The sequence below is a fragment of the Streptomyces sp. NPDC051740 genome (assembly GCF_044453165.1).
Classification (GTDB): domain Bacteria; phylum Actinomycetota; class Actinomycetes; order Streptomycetales; family Streptomycetaceae; genus Streptomyces; species Streptomyces atrovirens.
The window spans coordinates 61994-85828 of record NZ_JBITCL010000010.1 but is presented as its reverse complement, the minus strand read 5'-3'; the positions used below and the strand labels follow the sequence as shown (position 1 = coordinate 85828).

At 74.9% G+C, this 23835-nt stretch carries 12 protein-coding genes and 1 pseudogene; 10 read left to right on the top strand and 3 right to left on the bottom strand.

Annotated features, from left to right (window positions below):
• Positions 1 to 7: 7 nt before the first annotated feature.
• Complete coding sequence (locus ACIA6T_RS18605) at positions 8 to 823, top strand: IclR family transcriptional regulator C-terminal domain-containing protein (RefSeq protein WP_399447551.1); 816 nt, start codon at positions 8 to 10, stop codon at positions 821 to 823.
• On the opposite strand, the pseudogene ACIA6T_RS18600 reads toward ACIA6T_RS18605, so the two are convergent.
• A pseudogene (locus tag ACIA6T_RS18600) lies at positions 774 to 1016 on the bottom strand (2Fe-2S iron-sulfur cluster-binding protein); the annotation flags it as partial. The gene ACIA6T_RS18605 and the pseudogene ACIA6T_RS18600 overlap by 50 nt on opposite strands.
• A gap of 225 nt (positions 1017 to 1241) precedes the next feature.
• Positions 1242 to 1637 (bottom strand): hypothetical protein, encoded by a 396-nt coding sequence (locus ACIA6T_RS18595; RefSeq protein WP_399447550.1) that lies wholly within the window; start codon positions 1635 to 1637, stop codon positions 1242 to 1244.
• A gap of 258 nt (positions 1638 to 1895) precedes the next feature.
• On the opposite strand from ACIA6T_RS18595, the gene lanKC reads away from it, so the two are divergent.
• The 4 genes from lanKC to ACIA6T_RS18575 all read left to right on the top strand — a co-directional run bounded on the left by lanKC (position 1896) and on the right by ACIA6T_RS18575 (position 8731).
• Positions 1896 to 4598 carry a class III lanthionine synthetase LanKC gene (lanKC, locus tag ACIA6T_RS18590; protein WP_399447549.1) on the top strand — a complete coding sequence of 901 codons (2703 nt, stop codon included), beginning with the start codon at positions 1896 to 1898 and terminating at the stop codon, positions 4596 to 4598.
• Complete coding sequence (locus ACIA6T_RS18585) at positions 4595 to 4723, top strand: SapB/AmfS family lanthipeptide (protein WP_006130296.1); 129 nt, start codon at positions 4595 to 4597, stop codon at positions 4721 to 4723. Before lanKC ends, ACIA6T_RS18585 begins: the two co-directional genes overlap by 4 nt.
• Before the next feature lie 117 nt (positions 4724 to 4840).
• Complete coding sequence (locus ACIA6T_RS18580) at positions 4841 to 6595, top strand: ABC transporter ATP-binding protein (protein ID WP_399447548.1); 1755 nt, start codon at positions 4841 to 4843, stop codon at positions 6593 to 6595.
• A gap of 387 nt (positions 6596 to 6982) precedes the next feature.
• A complete protein-coding gene (locus tag ACIA6T_RS18575; RefSeq protein WP_399447547.1) occupies positions 6983 to 8731 on the top strand; it encodes an ATP-binding cassette domain-containing protein in 1749 nt (582 codons plus the stop codon).
• Positions 8732 to 8772: 41 nt separating this feature from the next.
• Here the strand turns inward: ACIA6T_RS18575 and ACIA6T_RS18570 are convergent, their stop codons facing one another.
• Positions 8773 to 9405, bottom strand: a complete 633-nt coding sequence (locus ACIA6T_RS18570) for a LuxR C-terminal-related transcriptional regulator (RefSeq protein ID WP_399447546.1) — start codon at positions 9403 to 9405, stop codon at positions 8773 to 8775.
• A gap of 585 nt (positions 9406 to 9990) precedes the next feature.
• Between ACIA6T_RS18570 and ACIA6T_RS18565 the strand changes: the two genes are divergently transcribed.
• The 5 genes from ACIA6T_RS18565 (at position 9991) to ACIA6T_RS18545 (ending at position 23819) form a co-directional block, all read left to right on the top strand.
• Positions 9991 to 10860 carry a DUF4132 domain-containing protein gene (locus ACIA6T_RS18565; protein ID WP_399447545.1) on the top strand — a complete coding sequence of 290 codons (870 nt, stop codon included), beginning with the start codon at positions 9991 to 9993 and terminating at the stop codon, positions 10858 to 10860.
• 41 nt (positions 10861 to 10901) lie between these two features.
• Positions 10902 to 15920, top strand: a complete 5019-nt coding sequence (locus tag ACIA6T_RS18560) for a DNA-binding protein (RefSeq protein ID WP_399447544.1) — start codon at positions 10902 to 10904, stop codon at positions 15918 to 15920.
• Positions 15921 to 15985: 65 nt separating this feature from the next.
• Positions 15986 to 19666, top strand: a complete 3681-nt coding sequence (locus tag ACIA6T_RS18555; protein WP_399447543.1) for a DUF5682 family protein — start codon at positions 15986 to 15988, stop codon at positions 19664 to 19666.
• On the top strand, positions 19663 to 21612 hold the full coding sequence (locus ACIA6T_RS18550; RefSeq protein ID WP_399447542.1) for a hypothetical protein: 1950 nt from the start codon (positions 19663 to 19665) through the stop codon (positions 21610 to 21612). Before ACIA6T_RS18555 ends, ACIA6T_RS18550 begins: the two co-directional genes overlap by 4 nt.
• Before the next feature lie 152 nt (positions 21613 to 21764).
• Complete coding sequence (locus ACIA6T_RS18545; RefSeq protein WP_399447541.1) at positions 21765 to 23819, top strand: phosphocholine-specific phospholipase C; 2055 nt, start codon at positions 21765 to 21767, stop codon at positions 23817 to 23819.
• The last annotated feature ends 16 nt before the right edge of the window (positions 23820 to 23835 follow it).

Sequence of the window (23835 nt, the reverse complement as noted above, 5' to 3'; positions counted from 1 at the left end):
GGCCACGATGACCGTTGACGTCCGCGGACCGCACTTCGTCCGGTCCTTCGAGCGGGGCCTCGCCGTCATCCGGGCCTTCGACGCCGAGCACCCGGCGCTGACCCTGAGCGAGGTCGCCCGCGCCTGCGGACTGACCCGCGCGGCGGCCCGCCGCTTCCTGCTCACCCTGGCCGATCTCGGCTACGTCCACACCGACGGCCGGCTCTTCCGGCTCACCCCGCGCGTGCTGGAGCTCGGCTACTCCTACCTCGCCGGGTACACGCTGCCGCAGATCGCCGAGCCGCACCTCGAACAACTCGTCGCGCGGGTGCGGGAGTCGTCCTCGCTGTGCGTGCTGGACGGCGACGACATCGTGTACGTCGCCCGCGTCCCCACCAGCCGCATCATGACCGCGTCGATCACGGTCGGCACCCGCTTCCCCGCCCACCTGACCTCCGTGGGCCGGGTGATCCTCGCCGGACTGCCGGACGCCGAGATCGAGGCCCGGCTGGCCCGCGCCGACCTGCGCCCGCACACCTCCCGCACCCTCGTCTCGGCGGACGCCCTGCGCGCCGAACTGCGCCGGGTGCGCCGCCAGGGTCACGCGCTCGTCGACCAGGAACTGGAGGACGGGCTCAGGTCGGTCGCCGCGCCGGTGCGGGACCGGGACGGCGAGGTGGTGGCCGGCGTGAACATCGCGGTGCACGCAGGCCGCAACTCCGTGGAGTCCGTACGCCGGGACCTGCTGCCCCACCTGCTGGCGACGGTCGCCCGGATCGACGCCGACCTCAGGATCACAGGTCCAGCACGAGCCGCCGCCCACGACACCGGGACACACAGATGAGCATGGTCTCCCCGGCCGTCCGCTCCTCCTCGGTGAGCACCGAGTCACGGTGGTCGGGGTCGCCCTCCAGCACCTCGGTCTCGCAGGTACCGCAGGTGCCCTCGGCACAGGAGTGGAGCACCTCGACACCGGCCCCGCGCACCGCCTCCAGGACGGAGACGTCCGGCGCGACGGTGAGCGTCCGGCCGCTGCGGGATCAGGTCGCCAACGAGTACGCCGGCGGCACCTGTGTCCGGGCGGTCCATACGGGCAGCGGCTTCGACTCGGGCAGGGTGTTCGACGCCGCGACGGGCAAGGACTTCTTCGATCCGTTCGGATTCCACGAGGCAGTGGGAGCCCCGGCCGCACAGAATCCGCCGATCCAGGAAACGGAACCTCGGGTGTGCTCCGCCGGAAGACTCCGGCGGGGCACACCCGTTCAGTACGGGGCCATCTCCAGGCCGCCGATCACCGTCAGACCGGCCTGAGCCGCGAGCCACGGGGCGCGTTCGGCCTCGGCCTGCTTGACGTGGACGAAGACGGTGTGGTCGGTCGAGGGCTCCTCCAGTTCGAGGTCACGGACGTGCGTGCACAGCGTCACGAACGCGCCCCTCGCGCCGCCGGCACCCAGGCCCGCCTCCGGGGCCTCGGGCCAGCCCGTGAAGTCCCACCGCACCGTGGCGGGGCTGTCACCCACCAAGCACCATGTGCCGGCCGGCGGAATCCTGACGATCAGGTGATCGCCGCCGTCCGGCCGGGTGTGCGGGAGCCGCGCGAGCACGGCGCCGTCGGAGTCGAACAGCCCGGCCCACTCGGCCGGGTCCGCCTCCGACACCTGTGAAGTCCCCGCGGCAGTGGGTGTTCCCACCCAGCCGGAGCCCACCATGGCGACGCCGCCTTCGCCCCGTCAAGGGGACTCCCGCCGTGAGCCGAAGCCCGGCCGCCGCCGGGCGGGACGGGCCAGGACCCACCCGTCGCGCCGTGAAGTTACCCGTGCGTTCCGCACATCGGAGTGATGACAGCGGTGACTGTGCGGGACGGTACGCCCCGTGACAGCGTCATGCCCGTCAGCAACCGGTGGGAGGGAGACGGCGTGAACAAGGGCTATGCCGTGTACTGCGACGCGGACCCGTACTTCTACGACGCTCCGCACCGCACCGTCTCCCCGGCCGGCACCGGGCGCTCCCGGTACGCCGCGGCCTCGTGGCCCGTCCCGCCGGGATGGCAGCGGAACGAGAGCGGGGACTGGCTCGCCCTGCGTCCGGCCGACGCCGAACTGCCCGACCAGGGCTGGAAGATCCACGTCTCCGCCTGTCTCGACAACGCCGAGTCCGTGCTCGAACGCGTGTGGCGGCACTGTGTCGCCGGCGGCACGGCCTTCAAGTTCGTCCCCAGCCGCTATCTGCTGCACCAGCGCAACGCCAAGTACGCGGACCGGGCGGGCAGCGGCAAGTTCATCACCGTGTACCCGGCGGACGAGGCGCGGTTCGAACGGCTCGCGGGCGAGCTGTCGGAGCTGCTGGCGGGCGAACCCGGACCGTACATCCTGAGCGACCTGCGGCTCGGCGAAGGACCCGTGCACGTCCGGTACGGCGGCTTCACCCGGCGCAACTGCTACGACGCGCAAGGGGAGTTGCGGCCGGCCGTGACCGGCCCCGACGGGGTGCTGGTGCCCGACCTGCGCGGCCCCGTCTTCCGCGTGCCGGACTGGGTGGAGCCGCCCGCCTTCCTCCGCCCGCACCTGGCGGCCCGGGACGCGCTGACCGTGGGCGGCCTGCCCTACACGGTCGAGTCGGCGCTGCACTTCTCCAACGGCGGCGGTGTCTACCTCGCCCGCGACTCCCGCACCGGGGAACGGGTCGTCCTCAAGGAGGCCCGGCCGCACGCCGGTCTGGCGGCCGACGGCGCGGACGCCGTGACCCGGCTGCACCGCGAACGCCGGGCGCTGGAACGGCTGTCCGGTCTCGGCTGCACACCCGAGGTGCTCGATCACCTGACGGTCGGGGAGCACCACTTCCTGGTGCTGGAGCACATCGACGGCAAGCCGCTCAACACGTTCTTCGCCCGCCGTCACCCGCTCATCGAGGCCGACCCCGGGGCGGAGCGGCTGGCCGAGTACACGGCCTGGGCCCTCGACGTCCACGCGCGGGTGGAACGCGCCGTCGAGGACGTCCACGCCCGGGGCGTGGTCTTCAACGACCTGCACCTGTTCAACATCATGATCCGTGAGGACGGCAGTGTCGCCCTGCTGGACTTCGAGGCGGCGCACCAGGTCGGCGAGCCCGGCCGGCAGACCGTCGCCAACCCGGGGTTCGTGGCGCCGTCCGACCGGCGGGGTGTCGCGGTGGACCGGTACGCGCTGGCCTGTCTGCGGCTCGCGCTGTTCCTCCCGCTCACCAGCCTGCTGGCGCTGGACCGGCGCAAGGCGGCCCATCTCGCCGATGTGGTGGCGGGGCAGTTCCCGGTGGACCGGGCCTTCCTGGACGCGGCGGTCGACGAGATCACGGGCGGTGCCACCACCGGCGCCCCGGCGGCGCGACGGGCGGACGGGCCGGTGGTGCCGGTCCGGCCGGACGACTGGCCCCGCAGCCGGGACTCGATGGCCGCTGCCATCCGCGCGTCGGCGACGCCGTCCCGTACCGACCGTCTCTTCCCCGGCGACATCGCGCAGTTCGCCACGGCCGGCGGCGGACTGGCCTTCGGCCACGGCGCGGCAGGAGTGCTGTACGCCCTGGCCGGGAGCGGGGCGGGAAGGGACGAGGACGGGGAGCAGTGGCTGCTGGAGCGGACCAAGCAACCGCCGTCGGGCATGCCGCTCGGTTTCCACGACGGGCTCGCCGGCCTCGCCTGGACGCTGGAACACCTCGGCCACCGCGATCGCGCCCTCGACCTCGCCGAACTGCTCCTCGACCAGCCCTTCGACCACCTGGCCCCGGACCTGCACAGCGGCACCGCCGGACTGGGCCTGGCCCTGGACTCGCTGGCCGCGGCCACCGGGGAGACCGCCCTGCACGCGGCGGCCCGGCGCTGCGCCGAGCTGACCGCCCGGGGCGGGCCGGCCGGGAACGGGAGCCCCGGGGACGGGAGCCCCGGGGACGGGAGCCCCGGGGACGGGAGCACCGGCCGGGCGCGCGCGGGGCTGCTGTACGGCGCGGCGGGACGCGCCCTGCTCTTCCTGCGGCTGTACGAACGCGACCGGGACCCCGCCCTGCTCGACCTCGCGCGGGACGCGCTGCGCCAGGACCTCGCCCGCTGCGTCCGCGGCGCGGGCGGCGCCCTGCAGGTCGACGAGGGCTGGCGGACCATGCCCTACCTGGGCGCGGGCAGCGTGGGCATCGGCATGGTGCTCGACGACTACCTGGCGCACCGGGAGGACGAGGAGTTCGAGCGGGCGAGAGGCGAGATCGTGGCCGCGGCGCAGGCCATGTTCTACGCCCAGCCGGGCCTGTACCGGGGCGTGTCCGGGATGGTGCTGTACCTCGCCCGCACGACGGCCGGGGCACCCGGCACCGGTCCGGAGGCCGTCCGGCGTCAGCTCGACGCGCTGTCCTGGCACGCCATGGCCTACCGCGACCGGCTCGCCTTCCCCGGTGAGCAGATGATGCGCCTGTCCATGGACCTCTCCACGGGCACGGCCGGATGCCTGCTGGCCGTCGCCTCCGCCCACGGTGCCCCGTCCGCCGGGCTGCCGTTCCTTCCGCCGCCGCGCACGCGGGGCGGCCATATGACTCGGCCCCTTCCAGGGGTCGTGATGAAAGAAGACAACCCGTTGTCCTACGAAGGGAAGATGTCATGAACCTGTTTGACCTGCAGTCGATGGAGACCCCCAAGGAAGAGGCCATGGGGGACGTCGAGACCGGCAGCCGCGCGAGCCTGCTGCTCTGCGGCGACAGCAGCCTGAGCGTCACCACCTGTAACTGACGCCGGTGTCGACCGCCGCGGTGACGCGGTGAGTCATGTCGTTCGGCTCCGGCGCCCCGGGCTCCCGCCCGGGGCGCCGTCGCCTGTTCCGGTGGACGGACGGAAGGAGATCGGCCGGTGCTGACGACCGGGTTCCGGGCGCGGGACGGAGCCGGCGGCGCGGAGCCGGGGCGCACGCCCGAAGTACTGGTACTGCTGTGCTCGGTCGGAGCGGCCGCGACGACGGTGGCCCAGCCCTTCGCCCTCGGCCGCACACTGGACCTGCTCCTGCGCGACGGCGGAGCCGACGGCGCCGCGGGACGCTGGCTGGCGCTGAGTGCCGTACTGCTCCTCGGTGAACTGCTCCTCGACAGCCTCACCTCCCTGTTCACCGGCCGCTGCAACGCCGGCTGGACGGCCTCCGTCCGCTCCCGCGCCCTCGACGGCCTGCTGCGCGCCGTACCGGAGCGCGCGGGGCCCTTCACGCCGGGGGACGTCGGAACCCGCCTGACCCTCAACGCCGCCGACGCGGGCGGCGCCCCGGCGGCCCGGGCGGCGCTGGCGGCCTCGATGGTCACGCCGGTGGGCGCGCTCGTGGCGCTGGCCGTCGTCGACGTGTGGGTGGCGGCCTGCGTGCTGGCCGGGCTGCCCGCCCTGGCGCTGGTGCTGCGGACCTTCGCCCGCGACACCGGTGCCTCGGTGGCCGCCTACCAGAACACGCAGTCACAGATCGCGTCCCGGCTGCTGGAGGCCCTGGAGGGCGCGGCGACGATCGCCGCCGCGGGGACCGTCGCCCGCGAACGCGCCCGCATACTGGCGCCGTTGGAGGAGCTCGCCGCCCTGGGCCGGCGCATGTGGGCGCTGCACGGACGGGCTCTGGGCCGAAGCGGTGTCCTGGTCCCCCTGCTCACCCTGGCCGCCACGGCCGTCGGCGGCCTGCGGCTGGCGTCGGGCGCCCTGAGCGTGGGCGAGCTGCTCGCCGTGTGCCGGTACGCGCAGCTGACGGCCGGCGTCGGCGGCGCCGCGTCCCTGCTGGGCACGGTGGTACGGGGCCGCGAGGCACGGAACCGGGCCCTGGCACTGGCAGGCATGCCCACGCTGGACTACGGGACGCGGCGGCTCCCCCCGGCCGGACCGGGCGATCTCGAACTGCGCGGCGTGCGGGTGGTGCGCGACGGCAGGCAGGTCCTGCGCGTTGACGGTGTGCGGGTGGAGGGCGGCACCACCGTCGCGGTGGTCGGCCGCAGCGGAGCGGGCAAGTCCGTCCTGGCCGCCGTGGCGGGGCGGCTGATCGACCCCGACGAGGGACATGTGCTGCTGGACGGTGTCCGCCTCGACCGGTTGACCCGGGAGGCGCTGCGCACCGAGGTCGCCTACGCCTTCGAGCGCCCGGCTCTGGACGACGGCACGGTCGCCGAAGCGGTCGCCGCCGGCCCCCGGCAGGTGTCGCCCGAACAGGTCCGGGAAGCCTGCCGTGCCGCCGGCGCCGACGGCTTCGTCCGCCGGCTGCCGAGCGGTTATGCCACCCCGCTGCCCACGGCGCCGCTCTCGGGCGGTGAGCACCAGCGCCTCGGGCTCGCCCGGGCGTTCGCGCACGCCGGACGACTGCTGATCATGGACGACGCGACGTCCAGTCTGGACACCGCCACGGAGCACGAGGTGGACCGGGCGCTGCGCCACTCGGTGCGGCCCGGAACCAGGCTGGTCGTCGCGCACCGCCCGTCGGTGGCGGCCCGGGCGGACCTGGTGATCTGGCTGGAGGACGGGGGAGTGCGGTCCGTCGCACCCCATCGCGAACTGTGGCACACGCCCGGCTACCGGTCGGTCTTCGGCGCCGCGGCACCGCGTGCGGGCACCACACACCGGCCCGAACCCGAGGAGGCGCGGCGGTGACGCGCGACGCCGGAGCGGGTGCGCGGGGTCCGGGCGACGGGGCTGGGGTGTCGCGTCGTACTGCGTCGCCCGCCCGTCGTTTCCTTGTTCTGGTCACTGAGGCTGTGGCAGCGGGTGTGAGCGCCGTGTGCCGGTCCCGGCCCGAGGGGGTGCGGTGGTGACGCGCGGCGCGGGTCCGGGCGACGGGGCTGGGGTGTCGCGTCGTACTGCGTCGCCCGCCCGTCGTTTCCTCGTTCTGGTCACTGAGGCTGTGGCACCGGGTGTGAGCGCCGTGTGCCGGTCCCGGCCCGAGGGGGTGCGGTGGTGACGCGCGGCGCGGGTCCGGGCGACGGGGCTGGGGCGTTGCGCCATATCGCGTCGCCCGCCCGTCGTTTCCTCGCACGTCGCATGGGCGTGTCCGCGCGGCTCGCGCTCTGGTCGTTCGTCGAGACCGGGCAGGCGTTCCTCGTGGGCTACGGCGTCGCCCACGCCGTCGACCAGGGGTTCCTCGCCGGTGATGTGCGCCGGGGGCTGTCGTGGCTCGCGGTCGCGCTGGTCGCCGTACTGTTCGGTGCCCCGGTGATCCGGGGCGTGTTCACCCAGCTCGCCGGGCTGACGGAACCGCTGCGCGACGGCCTGGTGCGGCGCGCGGTCGACCGGTCCCTGGCCCGGGCCGTCCCGGGCGGGGCCGGCGGGACGGACCGGGCGGCCGTCTCCCGGCTGACGAACCAGGTCGAGATCGCCCGGGACAGCTTCGCCGGTCTCGTCCTGACCCTGCGGTCCTTCGTCTTCACCGCCGTCGGAGCGCTGCTGGGACTGCTGTCGCTGCACCCCGCCCTCCTCGTGGTGGTGCTGCCACCGCTGACGGGCGGCCTGGCGCTGTTCCTGGTGACGCTGCGGCCCATGGCGGCGGCTCAGCGACGCGCCCTGGCGGCCGACGAGGCGCTGGGCGACCACGCGGCCCGGTCACGGGCGGCGTTGCGGGACCTGACGGCCTGCGGAACCGGGCCCGAGGCGGCGCGGCGCGGCGCGGAGCTGGTCGACGGGGCCGCCGCGGCGGCCCGTGTCCTGGCAGGCTGGGCGGCGGTGCGCACGGCGGCGCTCGGCGTCTCCGGCCATCTGCCCGTCCTCGCGCTGCTGCTGGCGGTGCCGTGGCTGCGCGGGCGAGGAGTGACGGCGGGCGCGCTGCTGGGTGCCTTCACCTATCTCGTCCAGTCGCTGCTGCCCGCCCTGCACACACTGATGACCGCGCTCGGTGCGGCGGGGGCCCGGCTGCTGGTCGTCCTCGACCGGATCATCGGACCGGAGCCGGAGCCGGAGCCGGAGCCGGAGTCGGAGTCGGAGCCGGCGGGAACGAAGGCGTCGGCGTCGGAGGCCGGGCGCCGCGCGCGGCCGGAGCCCGCGCACCCGGCCGCGCGCGGCGGACCGGCCGCGGCGGTGGAGCTGCGGTCCGTGACCCTGTCCTACGGCGCCCGCGCCGAACCGGTCCTCGACTCGCTCGACCTGTGCGTCGCCCCGGGCGAGCGCCTCGCCGTCGTCGGACCGAGCGGCATCGGCAAGTCGACGCTCACCCGCCTGGTCGCGGGGACGCTCGCGCCGAGCGGCGGCGAGGTACGGGTGGCCGGCCGGGAGGTGACCGGGCGCGCCCCCGCCGAACTCGCCGCGCTGCGTGTGCTGGTGCCCCAGGAGGCGTACGTCTTCTCCGGGACCGTGGGTGACAACCTCGCGTACCTGCGTCCGGACGCGGACCGCGCGGACCTCGACGCCTCCGTCGGGGCCCTCGGCCTGCGGACGCTCGTCGAGCGCCTGGGCGGACTCGACGCACCGGTGCGGCCCGCCGGACTGTCCCCGGGCGAACGGCAGCTCGTCGCGCTCGCACGCGCCTACCTGTCCCCCGCGCCCCTGCTGCTGCTCGACGAGGCCACCTGCCACCTCGATCCGGCGTCCGAGGCGCGCGCGGAGGAGGCCCTCGCGCGGCGCCCGGGAACGCTGCTGGTGGTGGCGCACCGCTTGTCGTCGGCCGTCCGCGCCGACCGGGTGCTGGTGCTGGACGGGACGGAGGCGGTGTGCGGCACGCACGAGGAGGTGCTGGAACGCTCGCCGCTCTACCGTGACCTGACGGGCCACTGGAACGGCGGCCCGGCCCGGGAGCCCTGACCGGGGCCGGCCCGGTCAGGGTGGGGTCACCGCACGGCCCGTCACGTCCATCCGGCGTTCTGGACGATGCGTATCGCGTCGACCCGGTTGCGGGCGCCCACCTTCCGGATCGCCGTGGCCATGTAGTTGCGGACGGTGCCCCGGGACAGGTGCAGCCGGGCCGCGATCTCGGCCATCGGCGCCCCCTGGGAGGCGAGGGACAGCACGCTCAGCTCGCGGGTGGTCAGCGGCATCTCCGCGCCCTCCAGCAGGGCGACCGTGAGCGTCTGGTCGAGGAAACGTTCCCCCTTGGCGACCGTGTGCACCGCCGTGATCAGCCGGTGCGCCGGGGCGTTCTTGTCGACCAGCCCGAGAGCACCGCCGTCGAACGCCCGGCGGAGGATCCCCGGCCGCTTGGCGGTCGTCAGCACGACGAGCCGGTCCCCGCGCCGGGCGGGGAAGGGCGCGTCGTGCGCCTGCCCCGGCCCCCCGGGGAAGGGCGCGTCGTGCGCCTGCCCCGGCCCCCGCAGGCAGTCACCGTCCACGACCCACACGTCCGCCGGCGACACGTCGCGATCCGGCGGTCCGGCACCGGGTGACATGCACGAGACCTCCAACGCGGCATCGGACCTGAGCAGTTGCACCAACGCCGACCGCAGTAATTCCTCGTCGTGCACCACGACAGTACGAACCATCTCCCCCACCTCTTGTCAGCGGCTGCGCCTGCGGCAGCCGACCACACCCCTCCCGCGCCACGAGCCGTGTGCCCTGATCCACCCGGAACAACACGACGCGTACGCACGTGCGAACCGCACCGGACGTAATCCGCCGTTCCCAGTGCGCCCCGGGGAGGGGAACGGTCGTGGCCGCCCGGCCGAAAACGGCGGAGCCACACGCCCTCCGGCGGGCGGTGCCCGCCCCCGCGGAACGCGGCAGCCGGCCGTCACACCCGCGCCGGCGGCCCCGTCGCCCTGGTGACGACGGCACATCGCCGGCCGGAGCGGCCGCACCACGCCGGGCGGGACGGACCGGGTGACGGGTTCGCCCCGTCCGGGGTTCGGCCGGAAACAGTCATCGTCCAATCTGGCGCGAATCCCACCGCCCGTCCGGACGGGCCGCGCCGCCCGAGGCCTCCCCGCCGACTCGGCCCGGAGCGGGCGCCGGTGGACTGTCGGTGGGTGCCTCTAGTCTTTCGACCGTCGTCACAGCGAGGCACGCCGACAGGGCCGTTGCCGGGCGAGCTGTGCCGAATTCCGAGTGGTGGGAGAGGCGAGCAACCCATGGGCTGGCTGGCAGCGGGTGACACGTACGAAGTCGCTCTGGTGGAGGGCAGGGTGGTGGCGCGGCCCGTATCGGGACCGTCCCCGGCGAAGCAGGTGAGAACTCTGCCGGAAGAGATACGGGACCGCCCCGAGGTGCGGGAACTCCAGCGGTTCGCCGAGTGGCTGGAGCGACACGCGGCCGAGTGCGCCGCACAGGTCGACACCTGGATGGTGTCCTCGCTGCCGGTGCCGACCGGTCTGCTGGCCCGGCTCTGGCCCGACGAGGCATGGCGGTCCGCGCTGCGCGACATCGTCGTCGTCGGTGACGGTCCCGACGAGACCGGCTTCCTGCGCGACGCGGACGACTCGGGTGAGCTGCGGGTGGTCGACCTCGACGGAGAGACCCTCCGCCTGGCCCCCCGCACGGTGACCATGCCCCACCCCGTCCTCCTCCCGGACCTGGAGGAACTCCGCACGTTCGCCGCCGAGTTGGGTGTGACGCAGGGTGTCGAGCAGATCCACCGCGCCACCTGGCACAAGCCCGCCGGCATCGACGCCTCCGCCTACTCGGTCCGCGAGTTCGCCGGCGCCGAGTACCGCTCGTGGTTCCACCTCTCCTCCCGCATCACGTCCCTCGGTTACAAGGTCTCCGGCAGCAGCGCCGTCGACCGGATCCTGGACGGCGGGCGCGTCGTCACCGCCTCGGTCGGCATGAGCGATCCCTACACCGAGGAGAAGGCCTGGACCGGCGGCCTCAGCTGGAGCGACGAGGACGGCTACCGCAGCCTGCCGCTGACCGAAGTCGGCCCCGTCGCCTGGTCCGAGGGCATGCGCATGGCCGCGGCCCTGCACGCCGGCCGCACCGTGACCGAGGACGGCGCCGCGTGAACGACACCACGGCAGCGCACACCCAGGAAAGGCACGCACTCATGAACGACCCGACGACACGCGACGGCGCGCCGGCGGACCCGGAGGAACTGCTGCGCGCCGGTGCGGTGCTGCCGCCGGGCACCAGCGGGGCGGGCGACCGGGCCGTGCCCATGTACACCCAGGCCTACCGCCATCCGGGCCTGGAGGGCAGGATCGTCGTACGCCTCACCACCGAGGAGCAGACCGAGGGCCCGCGCACCGGTTTCCTCGGCCTCGAACCCGAGGGCGAGCCGGTGGAGGTCGGTCTCGGCCGGCCCCGGGCCCTGGGCTTCCCCGACTGGGTGCTGGTCCACCGCCCCTCGGACGGTCACCTCGCCATGTCCCTGGTCGAGGAGATGAACAAGGTGGCTCGGAAGGCGAGATCGAGCCCGAAGCGGGCCCGCGCCACCTACGAGTCGATCGGCGAACGGCTCGCGGGGTCCGTACCGCACTTCCTGCCGACCTTCTACGAGCAGGCCGGCCGGGTCTTCCTGGCCGCCGACGAGAAGGCGTACGCGTCCCAGATGTTCGTCAACGCGCGCAAGGCCGAGACGGCCCACGCGCTGCCGTTCGACGAGGCGCGCATGGACGCCGTGTTCCTGGAGTTCGCCCTCGCCGACGCCATGCCGACGAAGGTCCTCTCCAGCTACGCCAAGGGACTGACCTCCCGGGTCCCGGCCGCGACGGCGTTCCGGCATCTGCGCGGACTGTTCGTCCGGCTGGCGGCGCACGGGCTGCCTCCGTCGAGTCCGGGCGCTGCCGAACTGCGCAAACTGGCGAAGGCGGTCGCGGGCAGGAACGCGCAGGCGGAGGAGATGGCCCATCTGCGCGAGATGCTGACGCTGCCCGGCACCCTCAAGGCGCCGCCCGCCTGGTGGAAGGCGCACCGGCAGGCCCTGCTGGAACTGACCCGGCGGGAGCCCGCCGTCCGCGGCACCCTGCTGGGCCTCATGCCCGAGGAGTGGGAGGGCGAGGACCTGTCCCAGTGGCTGGACCTGCTGGAGAAGTCCGGCGCCACCGCCGGACTCTGCGATGCCGCGCTGCCCGCCGAGGTACGGTCCCCCGACGGCACGGCCGGGTGGACACGCAGGTTCTTCGCTCTGTGCCGGGTCGACCAGCGGCGTCTCGCCCCGCCGGAGCTCGCTCCGCTCGTCGACCGCATGGCCGACGCGCTGCGTGCCGAACTGCACTCCGCCGGAGGCACGTTGCCGCCCCCGGTCAGCGACGTGAACCTCCTCGACCAGCTCCTGTCGCTGCGCGTACCGGTGGCGGAACCACAGGACGGGCAGCAGCTCGGCCTGACCGACTGGGCCGCCGGCGACAACCGGCGCGACCTCGTCGCGCTGGAGGCGGACACCCGTTTCCGCCCGGCGTTCCGGCGCGGCTGCCCCGAGGACGACAGGGGCAACCACAAGGAGACCCTCCTCACCCTGGCCGGGTCCCCCGGCGGACGGCCCATGCTCGCCGAATGGGTGGGCGAGGTCAGCCGGAGGTACCTCACCGCCGAACTGCCCGCGTTCTCCGGCTACTCCGGTGTGCTGCGCACACTGGACTGGCTGCCGGGAGAGGTGCTGGCGGTCGCCGAGGAGGCGGTACGGGACGCGCTGGGCACCGGGACCGCCCCCGCGCTCGCCCGCACGCTGCGCACCGGTGTCCTCGACGAACTGGGCTGGCCCGCCTGGGAGGAGGCGCTCCCGTCCTGTGAACCGGGGCAGCGCGCCCCCAAGGTCCGGATCGTCGACGCCTGGCCGTACCTCGTCGTCATGGCCGGCACACAGGTCCGGGTGATCGGCGCGGAAGGCACGGTGCTCACCCACGAGCTGCGGCTCCCGCCGGACATGACGGACCGGCTGTGGCGCGTCAGCTGCCAGTACGTGGACGGCGAACTGCTCGTCTGGTGGAACTCGTACGCCACCGGCACCGAGGGCTACTGGAGTCACACCCCGGATCCGTCGCCGGTGCCTGTCGGGGGTTACCTGAACAGCGACAGCGACAGTGAGGCGGGCGGACGCGACGAGGACCGGCTTCTCGTCTCCCTCCCGCTGCCCGGGGGCGGGCGGACCACCGGCCACGGCGTGCTGTGCCGGGGGGACACGGTGGTCCCGGTGAGGCGGCAGGTGATCGGCGACGGTACGTCGTACTGGGTGTGGGCCACCCGGGGGGCCGAGGACAGGCTGTGCACCTGGCGCGCGTACGACCCGGCCGGCGACGACGTGGGCGGGCCCGGGGCGCCGGAGTGGTTCGGCGGGGCGTCGGGCACCGGCCCCGAGGACCACCTGCTGCAGAACTCCTGGCTGCGGCCGGCCCCCACCGCCGTACCGGGTCCGGTGTGCGCCCCCGTGGACGGGCTCCTCGGCTGGCGCCTGACGCGGCTGCCGGACGGCCGGCTGCGGGGCGAGGACCTCGCCGGACGCTCGGTCGTCGTACCGGACGGCGGCAAGGACACGTTCCCCCGGCACGCGCTGCGGTTTCCCGGCACCGAACGGACCCTGGCCGTGGTCCGGCACTGGAACGGCGTCCGGCTGCTCGACCCGGACGGCACGGCGCTCGCCGAGGTCCCGGAGAACCGGACGCACGGGCCCTTCAGCGCGGGCACCGCGCTGCTGCCGCCCCTGAGCCACTGGCACCTGCTCCGGCCCCGCGACCCGGAGGGCTCCGCGGCACTCCGCCGGATCGACGAGGACACCGCGCGGGCACTGCTGACCGGGGCCGTGACGGAGCGGCCACGGAACGCCGGGAACCCGGACGAGCCGACCGGGGACGACCAGGACCTGGTGCCCGGACTGGTCCGGAAGCTGCTGCCGGAGGTCGGCCACGAGGCGCTGCGGGTGGGCATCACCGGCGTCGTGCGGTACGCCGCCGAGCAGCAGCGCGTCCTGGACGCGGCGCTCACCCGGCTCGACTCCGCGATCGCCGGGGAGGTCCCGCGGGAGCCACGGCCCAAGGTGGGCGACGAAGTGCTCGGGACGGCGCTGAACGGCGTCGGACTCACCATCGGCTGGCGCCGCCGGTTCTACGACTTCCACCACCACCTCTACGACCTGCCGGCCCTGCTGGGCCGCTCCCTGCGGGGCCTGGCCGAACCGGCTCCCACGGGCCGGACCCACCTCGACATGGACAGCCGGAGATCCCTGGAGTGCCTGCACATCCCGGCGCTGCCCGTACTGCCCGCGGTCCTGGCCCTGAGGGCCGGTTCGGAGGCCGTCGTGGAGGAGCACCGGAAGGCGTTGGACGCGTACCTGGAGGAGTTCGACGCGCAGGGGCTCACGGACCTGGACCCCGGGCACTGGCGGGGGGTCCGGCTGCGGCTGGACCAGAGCCTGTTCGAGGGACCCGACGCCATTCAGGGGTACGGGGACGCGACCGTGCTCGACCTCGGCGACGGCGCGTTCCTGGTCTTCCCCGAGCACGCGTTCCGCTTCCTCCAGGACCGGGACCCCGGCGGCGAGTCCACCGGCCGGCACTACGGAGCGCTCTTCCACGACCCGTCCGGCCGGTTCGAGACACCCGCGCCGTACACCCTGATCGCAGCGGGACCGCTGGTGGCGGAGCCGGCACGGCCGCCCGGCTGGGCCGCGGCGTTCCGCGCCGAGCTCGCCGGGCGCGGACCGGCGCCCTGGTTCCCGGCGGTGGCCGAGGAGTTCGCGCGGCTCACCGGCGTCACCCCGACCATGGCCCGGCTGGTGGTCGCCGGCCTGCCCATGATCGACGACGAGCGCGTGGCGGTGCCCTCGGCGACGCTGAGGACGATCGGCGTGAAGTCGGCCGACGCGCGCGTGGCCAAGGACGAGCTGAGGTCCCTCGACGCGGACGCCCGGCAGGCCGTCGTCGCGGCGCTGCTGCCCGCCGACCCGTCCCGGCTGTGGACGGACGGCCCCGACGCCGTCCGCGCGGCCGAGGTGTGGAACGAGCGGCTCGGCCGGCGCGCGTCCCTCCCCGAGGAACTGCTCCACGACGCGGTCCGCGGCGTGGTCTCCCCGGGCTGGGCGCCGGCCGCGGCGCTGCGCGGCTTCCTCGACGTGACCGCCGAGCCCCGGCTGTCCCGGGACCTCACCTGGAGGATCGGCCCCTACCGCCCGGAGAGCACCGAGCGGACGCCCGGCTTCGACGGCGCGGTCCTGAAGGGCTCGGTGGCCCTGGCCGCATGGCTCGCCCACCGTCTCCCGGCCGGCGACCCGATCCGCGCCACCCTGCCCGGCGTACTCACCGCGCTGCGCGACCGGCTGGCCCACCCCGGCCTGCTGATCGAGGTCGACCGGCGGATCGACTGGGAGGCGTTCCGGCGGGCCGCCGGAGAGCCCGCCGAGACCGGCGACGACTTCGTACGCCACGGCGCGGTCGTGCTGGGCACCGGGGGGTCCGAACCCGTCCCCGCCATCCGTCCCGCGCTGCTGGACGCGACCGGCAACGACCCTCATCTGGCGGCCCTGTTCACCGGCGAGCGGCCCAACGCCCAGGAAACGGCGCTGCGTCTGGTCCACGACCGGCGGTTCGCCGAGCTGCTCGCCGATCCCGGCAACCCGGTGGCGGGCGAACGCGACGCGGACGGGACGTGGTGGCCGCAGGACCCCGCCCGGTCCGTGCCCGACCTGGTCGGCGAGGTGGCCGAGCGGTACGGCATCGGCGAGGACGCCGCCGTCCTCCACCTGATGCTGCTCGCCCTGCCGGACCCCACCGACCGCAACACCGCCCGCTGGACCGGCTGGGGCAAGCAGCGCGGCGGAACGGCCAGGCTCCGGGCCGCCCGCGCCGAACTCGCCGCCACCGACCTCGTCATCGAGGGCAACCGCTCCAAGGCCGGACGCTCCCTGTTCCTGCCCGGCGGCTGGACCCAGCTCACCAACCCGCACCTGCCGCTGGAGCGGTGGAAGCTGCCGATGTACGACCTGCTCGACGGTGAGAGGACCGTCCTGGGCGTCGCCGTGCCCACCCTGCCCGTCGCCGCGCTCTACCGCGAGGCCTGGCGGCGGGTCCAGGACGGGGACGAGCCCCAGCTGGAGGAACTGGAGGTACCGCGACCGCGGAAGAGCCGTCGCTGAGTTCCGTCACGAAGGGGGACGGCCGTCCCGTACGGCCGTCCCCGCCGAACCGCCCACCTGGACCCATGACCGCGAGAGCAGAGGTGGCCGCCCTGGCGGCCCGCACGGAGCCGTACCTGATCGGCGTACGGCACCACAGTCCCGCACTGGCCGTCGCCGTGCCCCGGCTGCTGGACGCCGCGGGCGCCGAGGCCGTCTGCGTCGAGCTGCCGGCCGACTTCCAGCCCTGGCTGCCGTACCTCGCCGATCCGCGCACCACGGCGCCGGTGGCCCTGGCCGGCGCGTACGAGGACGGACGGCTGAGCCTGTACCCGCTCGCCGACTTCTCCCCGGAACTGGCGGCGATCCGCTGGGCGCGGGACCGGGGCGCGGAGGTGATCTGCTGCGACCTGCCCCTCACGGCACCGGAGTGGACGGCCGCCCCGGAAGCGGCCGGGGCGGACGCGGCCGGGGCGGACGCGGACGACCTGTGGGACCGCACCGTGGAAGTGCTCGCACCCGGCAGCGCTCCCGACGCCGTGCGCCGCGCCGCCCTCGGCTTCGGCCTGGCCGTGCGCCGGGACCGGGCGGCCCACGGCGGCATCGCGGCCGTCGACCTCGCCCGGGAGGCGCACATGCGCCGGGCCGTCGCCGCGGCCGGGGCCGGGGCCGGCAAACGCCGGGTCGCGGCGGTGACCGGTGCCTTCCACGCACCCGGACTGACCGACGAGGGCGGGGACACGGGCGTGGGGGAGGGGGCCGGCGCGGGCTCCCCGGTCGTCACCTCCCTCGTGCCGTACGCCTTCGCCCTGCTGGACCCCCGCTCCGGATACCCGGCCGGCATCCGCGACCCGCGCTGGCAGCAGGCGGTGCTCGACGCCGGTGGCGACCCCGGCCGGATACGCGACGCCGCCGCCCGCGTCGTCACCGAACTGTGCCGGGAGATCCGCGCGGCCGGCCACACCGCGGGCACCGGCGAGGCGATCGAGACCCTGCGACTGGCCTGCGACCTCGGCACCCTGCGCGGCCTGGCGGCACCCGGCCGGGGCGAACTGCTGGAGGCGGTGACGTCCGTACTGGGCCAGGGGGGACCACCACCCGGCCGGATCCTGGAGACGGTGCTGGTCGGCACGGGCCGCGGCCGGCTCGCCCCCGGCACACCCCGGTCCGGTCTCGGCCCCTGGGTGGAGGCGGAACTCGCCTCGCTCCGGCTGCCGGGGCCGGGCAGTACCGGCCACCGGGAGGTCCGGCTCTCGCCGCTGCGCTCCGCCCTCGACGCCCGGCGCGAGATCCTGCTCCAGCGGCTCAAGGAGTGCGGGGTGGGCTACGCGGAGCCGGTCGAGGTGTCCGCCGTGAGGGAGGGGAGCGCCCTCACCACACGCTGGCGGGCGGCCTGGACCCCGTCGGTCGCGGCCAGGCTCGACCTGGCGGGTGCCAGAGGGGTCACCGCCGCCCAGGCGGCCGAGGGCACCCTGCGCGAGAACCACCGCAGGGCGACGGAGTCCGGCGGAGTCACCCCGGCGCGGGTCATCGACCTGCTGGGGGCAGCGGCCCGGTGCGCCCTGCCGGACCTGGTCGGCGACTGTCTCACGCAGGCCGCGCGGGTCCTGCCCGCGGCGGCCACGCTTCCCGAACTGCTGCGGTGCATGGACCTGCTGGAGTCGATACACCGGGAACACCTGCCCGGCACCACCGAGCGGACACGACTCCGGGCGGCGGCGCTCCGCGACCTCCTGCTGGAAGCCGCCGTCCGCACCCTGCCCGGGCTGGCCGGCAGCGACGGGACGGAGGACGCCGTCGCCCTCGTGACCCTGGCCGTCCGCAGCGGTGAGGAACGGCTCGGGCTGCGCCTGGACGGCGAGTTGTACGCGCTCGCGCGCACCGGTTCCCCGCTCGTCCAGGGAGCGGCCCTGGCCGCCCGGGTACTGCTCGACCTCGACGGCTCGGAGCTGCTGGGCAGGAGACTCGCCGACTGGATCGACTCGGCGACGGCACCGGAGACCCGGCACCGGCTGGAGCGCCGGCTCGCCGGTCTGCTCGTCGCCGCCGGACCGCTGATCGCGTCCCTGCCCACCTCCCTCGACCCGCTGCTGGAGCGCGTCGAGACCCTGGACGACCGGGGTTTCCTCGACCGGCTTCCCGCGCTGCGCGGCGGTTTCCAGGCGCTCACCCCGGACGGGCGGGGGCGACTGCTGGCGGCCGTGACCGACCGGCTCGGCGCCCGGCCCGACCTCCGGCTCACCACGCCCGCCGAGACGGCCGGCCGGTGGGCCGAGGCCGACCACGAAGGGCTGGCCCTGCTGAGGGAACTGGGCCTGGCGGACCTGGCGACCCCTTTACCCACGGACGGTCCGGCCCTGGGCGGTTCCGCCCCGGGTGGTTCGGCCTTGGGTGGTTCGGCCTTGGACGGTTCCGCCCTGGGTGGTCCGGCCTTGGGTGGTTCGGCCTTGGGTGGTTCGGCCTTGGGCGGTTCCGCCCCGGGTGGTCCGGCCTTGGGAGGTTCGGCCTTGGACGGTTCCGCCCCGGACGCACTCGTCCCGGACGGGCAGGCGTCCGCGGTGAGCGGTCGGTGGCCCGTCCGGGGCGCGGAGCCCGATGCCTCACGCCTCGGCCCCGCCGACCGCTGGCGGCTGCTGCTCGGCCGCGACACGGCGAAACTCCCCCCGGAACTGGTGGCGTACGCCCGTGCTCTGGACGAGCTGTTCGGAGCGGAGGGTCCGACCGGGGACGAGGGCACGGACGGCGGCGCGGAGGAGGCGGGGCAGACGGCCCCGGACCACGGCGGCGACACGGACGAGCTCACCGCAGGCCAGGGCCCGGGTTACCCCAGTGTCCGGCACTGGGCCGAGGACCTCGAAGCGCTCTTCGGCGCGGACATCCGGGAGGAAGTCCTGGGACGCGCCGCGGCCAAGGGCCGTACGGATGTGATCGACCACCTCGCCCCGGACTCGGTACGCCCTTCCGTGGAGCTGCTGTCCGCCGTACTGTCGCTCGCCGGGGGAATGCCCGAACAGCGGATCGCCCGCCTCCGGCCGCTGGTCAAACGGCTGGTCGAGGAACTCGCCCGGGAGCTCGCCGCCAGGCTGCGCCCCACGCTGACCGGCCTCACCACCCCGCGTCCCTCCCGGCGCCCCGGCGGCCGGCTCGACCTGCCCCGTACCCTGCGGGCCAACCTCGTCCACAGCCGCCGACTGGAGGACGGCACCGTCCGGATCGTCCCCGAGCGGCCGGTCTTCAGGACCCGCGCCGTCAAGCAGAGCGACTGGCGGCTGATCCTCGTCGTCGACGTGTCCGCGTCCATGGAGTCCTCGGTCATCTGGTCGGCGCTGACCGCCGCCGTACTCGGTGGTGCGCCCATGCTCTCCGCCCACTTCCTCACCTTCAGCACGCGGGTCGTCGACCTCACCGACCGGATCGACGATCCGCTCTCCCTGCTGCTCGAGGTGAAGGTCGGCGGTGGTACCCACATCGCGGCCGGTCTCGCGCACGCCCGCACACTGGTGACGGTGCCGAACCGCACCCTGATGGTGGTCGTCAGCGACTTCGAGGAGGGCGGCGCGGTCGACGGTCTGCTGACCGAGGTCAGGTCCCTGGTCTCCTCCGGTGTCCACCTGCTGGGCTGCGCCGCCCTGAACGGCGACGGAACCCCCCGCTACTCGGTACCGGTCGCGCGGCAGCTCGTCGCGGCCGGAATGCCGGTGGCCGCCCTCAGTCCCCTCTCGCTCGCCCGCTGGGTGGGCGAGCGCCTCCGCGGAGCGGCCCGATGAGCCGTTCCTCACTTCCACCCGTCGCACCGGAGGTGTTCGCCTCCGCGGTGGAGAGCCTCACCACGAGGCTCCGCGGCAGACTGGACGCGGCCGTCGAGGCCCTGGCCGGCGCACCGGTCACCACCGAGGACGGCACCGTCCGCGTCCGCTGCGGCGAGGACGCCCGGGTGAGCCTGACCCCCGGCCCGTCCGGCACCGTCACGGCCCCCGGCCAGGCCCACTGCACCTGCCTCCTGGCCCCACGCTGCCTCCACCTGGCGGCGGTACTGGGCGCCTGCCCGGGCGCCGACACGGCGCCCACGGCCGACGCGGACGGCCCGGCGGACCGGGCCCGGCCCACGGGCGCGGTCCGGACGCCGGTTCCGGCCCGGCCCGCCGGGCGGGGCCGGGGCGCGGGTCCGGGTCAGGACCGGGGCGCCGATGCCGGCCGTCGTACCGGCCCGGACCGCCCGGCCGACGCCGGTCGTCCCGCTGACGACGGTCGCCGGGCCGCCCCCGGCCGTCCCGGCGCCGAGAAGGAGCCGCTCGCCGGTTCGGGGCGCCGGTCCGTCCTCGTTCCCTCCGCCGACCGGATACGGGCGGCCTCCGGGCTCTGGACGGCGGCGGCGGCCGTGCTGTCCGCCGGGACCGCCGGGGCCGGAGCGGTTCTCCAGGCGGAGTTGCTGCGTGCCGCCCACACCGCCCGTCTCGGGGGTCTCCACCGTGCGGAGGCCGCCGCCCTGGACGTCGTACGCCACCTGCGTGACGAGCGTGACCCGCACGGTCCCCGCGCGCTCGCCGCACTGGTCGACGCCCTGTGCGAACTCCTCCTCGTCACCCACCGGTTGAGGTCCGCCGACCCCGACCCGGCGCTCATCGGCGCCGTCCGCCACCACCACCGCCCCGACGGGCCGCTGCGGCTGTACGGCGTCTGCCGCGAACCGGTGATCGGGCCGGGCGGCCTCGGCGGGGTGGTCACCCACCTCGTCGACGACGACGGTCACGCGTACACGCTTCCCGACGTCAAGCCCGGCGGCCCCGCCCGCGCCCGCCGGGCCGGTACCGCCCATGTCGCCCTCCGGTCCTTCCTGAGCGACCACTTCCGGGTGTCCCGCGGCGGCCTGATCGTCACCGGAGCGGTCGTCGCCCCGGACGGCCGCCTGCTGCCGGAACCGGGCGTCCGCGCCACCTTCGCCGCCGGACGGCCCTGGCCTCCGCCGGACCCGGACCCCGACGGAGCCGGGCCCACCGGGCCACTGATCCTCCGCGACGTGGAGATCGCCGCCACCGACGGCGAGGACCTGCTGGTCCGCGTACTGCCGGGGCGGGCGGCCGGACCGGTCCGGCTGGCCCCCGCACTCCGTCATCCCTCCCTCGCCCACACCGCGAACCTGCGGCGCCTGGGCGAGCACCCCGGGCTGCGGATCCGGGTCGTCGGACGCCTCGACCCCGACCGGGTCACCACCCTCCGCCCGCTCGCCGTCGCCCCGGTACCCGGCACGGAGGCGACCCTGCGCCTGCCGGACGACTGGCGGGGCCGTGCCGATCTCGGCTACGACCACCTCCGGGACGACCACTTCCCGGCGGACCCTCCCGCCCCGCCCGGACCGCTCCCCGCCGGTCCCGTGGACGACTCGCCGCTCTGGCGCGTCCGCCGGCTGGTCGAACTGGCCGTCGCCGGGGGCCGCCGGGCCGCCGCCGAACCCCCGCGCGGCGACGCCCTGCGCGGCCACGCCGCCGCGCTGCGCCGCGACGGATTCGTCACCGGCGCGGCCCTGGCCGCCGCGCTCGGCGCGGTGGCCGCCGACCGCACCCGTGACGCGTTCGGCCGCCTCGACGGGGGCGGTCCCGACCGGTACACGGCCCAGTGGCTCGCCACGGCCGTGTACCTCACCGGCACCGAGGCGGCGCTGCGCCGGGACAACTGGCTCGGCCACTCACCGGGTCCATCCGGGTCCGCACGGTGACCCGGGACGGTCCACGACGCGGCGCCACACCTCACGTACCGACGACCTTCACGCCCGCGCCACGGCGCCCTTCCCCGACGTTCGCTGCTCCTGGAACACTCCTTTCGCGCGCACCCCCTCAGCATCCGGCACCGTACGAGAGGCCCTCACCCATGCCCGAAGTCAACCGGCGCCGATTCCTCCAACTCGCGGGCGCAACCACGGCGTTCAGCGCGCTGTCCGCCAGTATCGAGCGGGCCGCCGCGCTCCCGGCCCACCACCGCTCGGGGTCGATCGAGGACGTGGAGCACATCGTCGTCCTCATGCAGGAGAACCGCTCCTTCGACCACTACTTCGGCAGTCTGCGCGGTGTCCGCGGCTTCGGCGACCCGCACCCGGTGAGCCTGGACGGAGGCAGGCCGGTGTGGCACCAGACCAAGAGCGACGGCACGGAGGTCCTGCCCTTCCGCCCGGAGGCCGACGACCTCGGCATGCGGTTCCTGGAAGGGCTGCCGCACGGCTGGTCCGACGGCCAGGACGCCTACCACAACGGCAAGTACGACCGCTGGCTGCCCGCCAAGGGCACCACCACCATGGCGTACCTGACCCGCGAGGACATCCCCTTCCACTACGCGCTCGCCGACACCTTCACCGTCTGCGACGCCTACCACTGCTCCTTCATCGGCTCCACCGACCCCAACCGCTACTACCTGTGGTCGGGCCACACCGGCAACGACGGCCAGGGCGGCGGCCCGGTCCTCGGCAACGACGAACTCGGCTACGACTGGACGACGTACCCCGAACGGCTGGAGGAGGCCGGGATCTCCTGGAAGATCTACCAGGACATCGGCGACGGCCTGGACGCGGCCGGTCACTGGGGCTGGATCCCCGACGCCTACCGCGGCAACTACGGCGACAACTCCCTGCTGTACTTCAACAGGTACCGGAACGCCGAGCCGGGCGACCCCCTGTACGACAAGGCCCGCACCGGCACCGACGCGAAGAACGGCGAGGGGTACTTCGACCGGCTCCGCGCCGACGTCAAGGCCGGACGGCTGCCGCAGATCTCCTGGATCGCCGCCCCCGAGGCCTTCTCCGAGCACTCCAACTGGCCGTCGAACTACGGCGCCTGGTACATCTCCCAGGTCCTGGACGCGCTCACCTCCAACCCGGCCGTCTGGGCGAGGACCGCCCTGTTCATCACGTACGACGAGAACGACGGCTTCTTCGACCACGTGGTGCCGCCGCTGCCGCCGAAGTCGGCCGCGCAGGGCCGGTCCACCGTCGACGTCTCCCTGGACGTCTTCGAGGGCAGCGGTACCCACCGCGAGGGCTTCTACGGGCTCGGCCCGCGCGTGCCGATGCTGGTGGTCTCGCCGTGGAGCAAGGGCGGGTACGTCTGCTCGGAGACGTTCGACCACACCTCGGTCATCCGGTTCATGGAGCGCCGCTTCGGTGTGCGCGAGCCGGGTATCTCGCCGTGGCGGCGCGCGATCTGCGGCGACCTGACCAGTGCCTTCGACTTCTCCCGCAGGGACAGCCGGCCGGCCCGGCTGCCGGACACCGACGCCTACGAGCCGCCGGACCGCGACCGTCATCCCGACTACCGGCCCACGCCGCCGGCCGATGCCGGCATGCCCCGTCAGGAGCGCGGGTCGCGCCCGGCCCGTCCGCTGAAGTACGCCCCGGTGGTGGACGGTTCCGTCGACCCGGCGGCCGGGAGGTTCACGCTGACCTTCGCCTCCGGTGCCCGGGCGGGTGCCGCCTTCCTGGTCACGTCCGGCAACCGGGCCGACGGTCCCTGGACCTATACGACCGAAGCCGGCAAGGAGATGTCGGACAGCTGGAACTCGGCGTACTCCGGAGGGTCGTACGACCTGACCGTGCACGGTCCGAACGGGTTCCTCCGTGCCTTCCGGGGGGCGAACGGGGCTGCGGGGTGCGAGGTCACCGCTCGCCATACCGGCGACGACATCCGGCTGACGTTCGTCAACGGGGGGCCGGGGACCGTCCGGCTGCGGCTGGCCGACGGCTACGGCGGCCGCCCCACGACCGTCACCGTCCGGCCCGGTGCCACCGTGCACCGCACCGTCGACCTGCGTTCGAGCCACCGCTGGTACGACCTGACGGTCACGTCCGCGGCCGAGCCGGCGTTCCTGCGCCGCTTCGCGGGGCACGTCGAGAACGGCCGGCCGGGCGTCAGCGACCCGGCGATCGCCACGGACTGACTGCCGTCCGGGGCTG

What these genes read in the sequence shown, in the direction of transcription:
- ACIA6T_RS18545 (WP_399447541.1), top strand. Translation starts at nt 21,765, where the DNA reads ATGCCCGAAGTCAACCGGCGCCGATTCCTCCAACTCGCGGGCGCAACC.
- ACIA6T_RS18605 (WP_399447551.1), top strand. Translation starts at nt 8, where the DNA reads ATGACCGTTGACGTCCGCGGACCGCACTTCGTCCGGTCCTTCGAGCGG.
- ACIA6T_RS18565 (WP_399447545.1), top strand. Translation starts at nt 9,991, where the DNA reads ATGGGCTGGCTGGCAGCGGGTGACACGTACGAAGTCGCTCTGGTGGAG.
- ACIA6T_RS18570 (WP_399447546.1), bottom strand. Translation starts at nt 9,405, where the DNA reads ATGGTTCGTACTGTCGTGGTGCACGACGAGGAATTACTGCGGTCGGCG.
- ACIA6T_RS18575 (WP_399447547.1), top strand. Translation starts at nt 6,983, where the DNA reads ATGGGCGTGTCCGCGCGGCTCGCGCTCTGGTCGTTCGTCGAGACCGGG.
- ACIA6T_RS18560 (WP_399447544.1), top strand. Translation starts at nt 10,902, where the DNA reads ATGAACGACCCGACGACACGCGACGGCGCGCCGGCGGACCCGGAGGAA.
- ACIA6T_RS18585 (WP_006130296.1), top strand. Translation starts at nt 4,595, where the DNA reads ATGAACCTGTTTGACCTGCAGTCGATGGAGACCCCCAAGGAAGAGGCC.
- ACIA6T_RS18550 (WP_399447542.1), top strand. Translation starts at nt 19,663, where the DNA reads ATGAGCCGTTCCTCACTTCCACCCGTCGCACCGGAGGTGTTCGCCTCC.
- ACIA6T_RS18555 (WP_399447543.1), top strand. Translation starts at nt 15,986, where the DNA reads ATGACCGCGAGAGCAGAGGTGGCCGCCCTGGCGGCCCGCACGGAGCCG.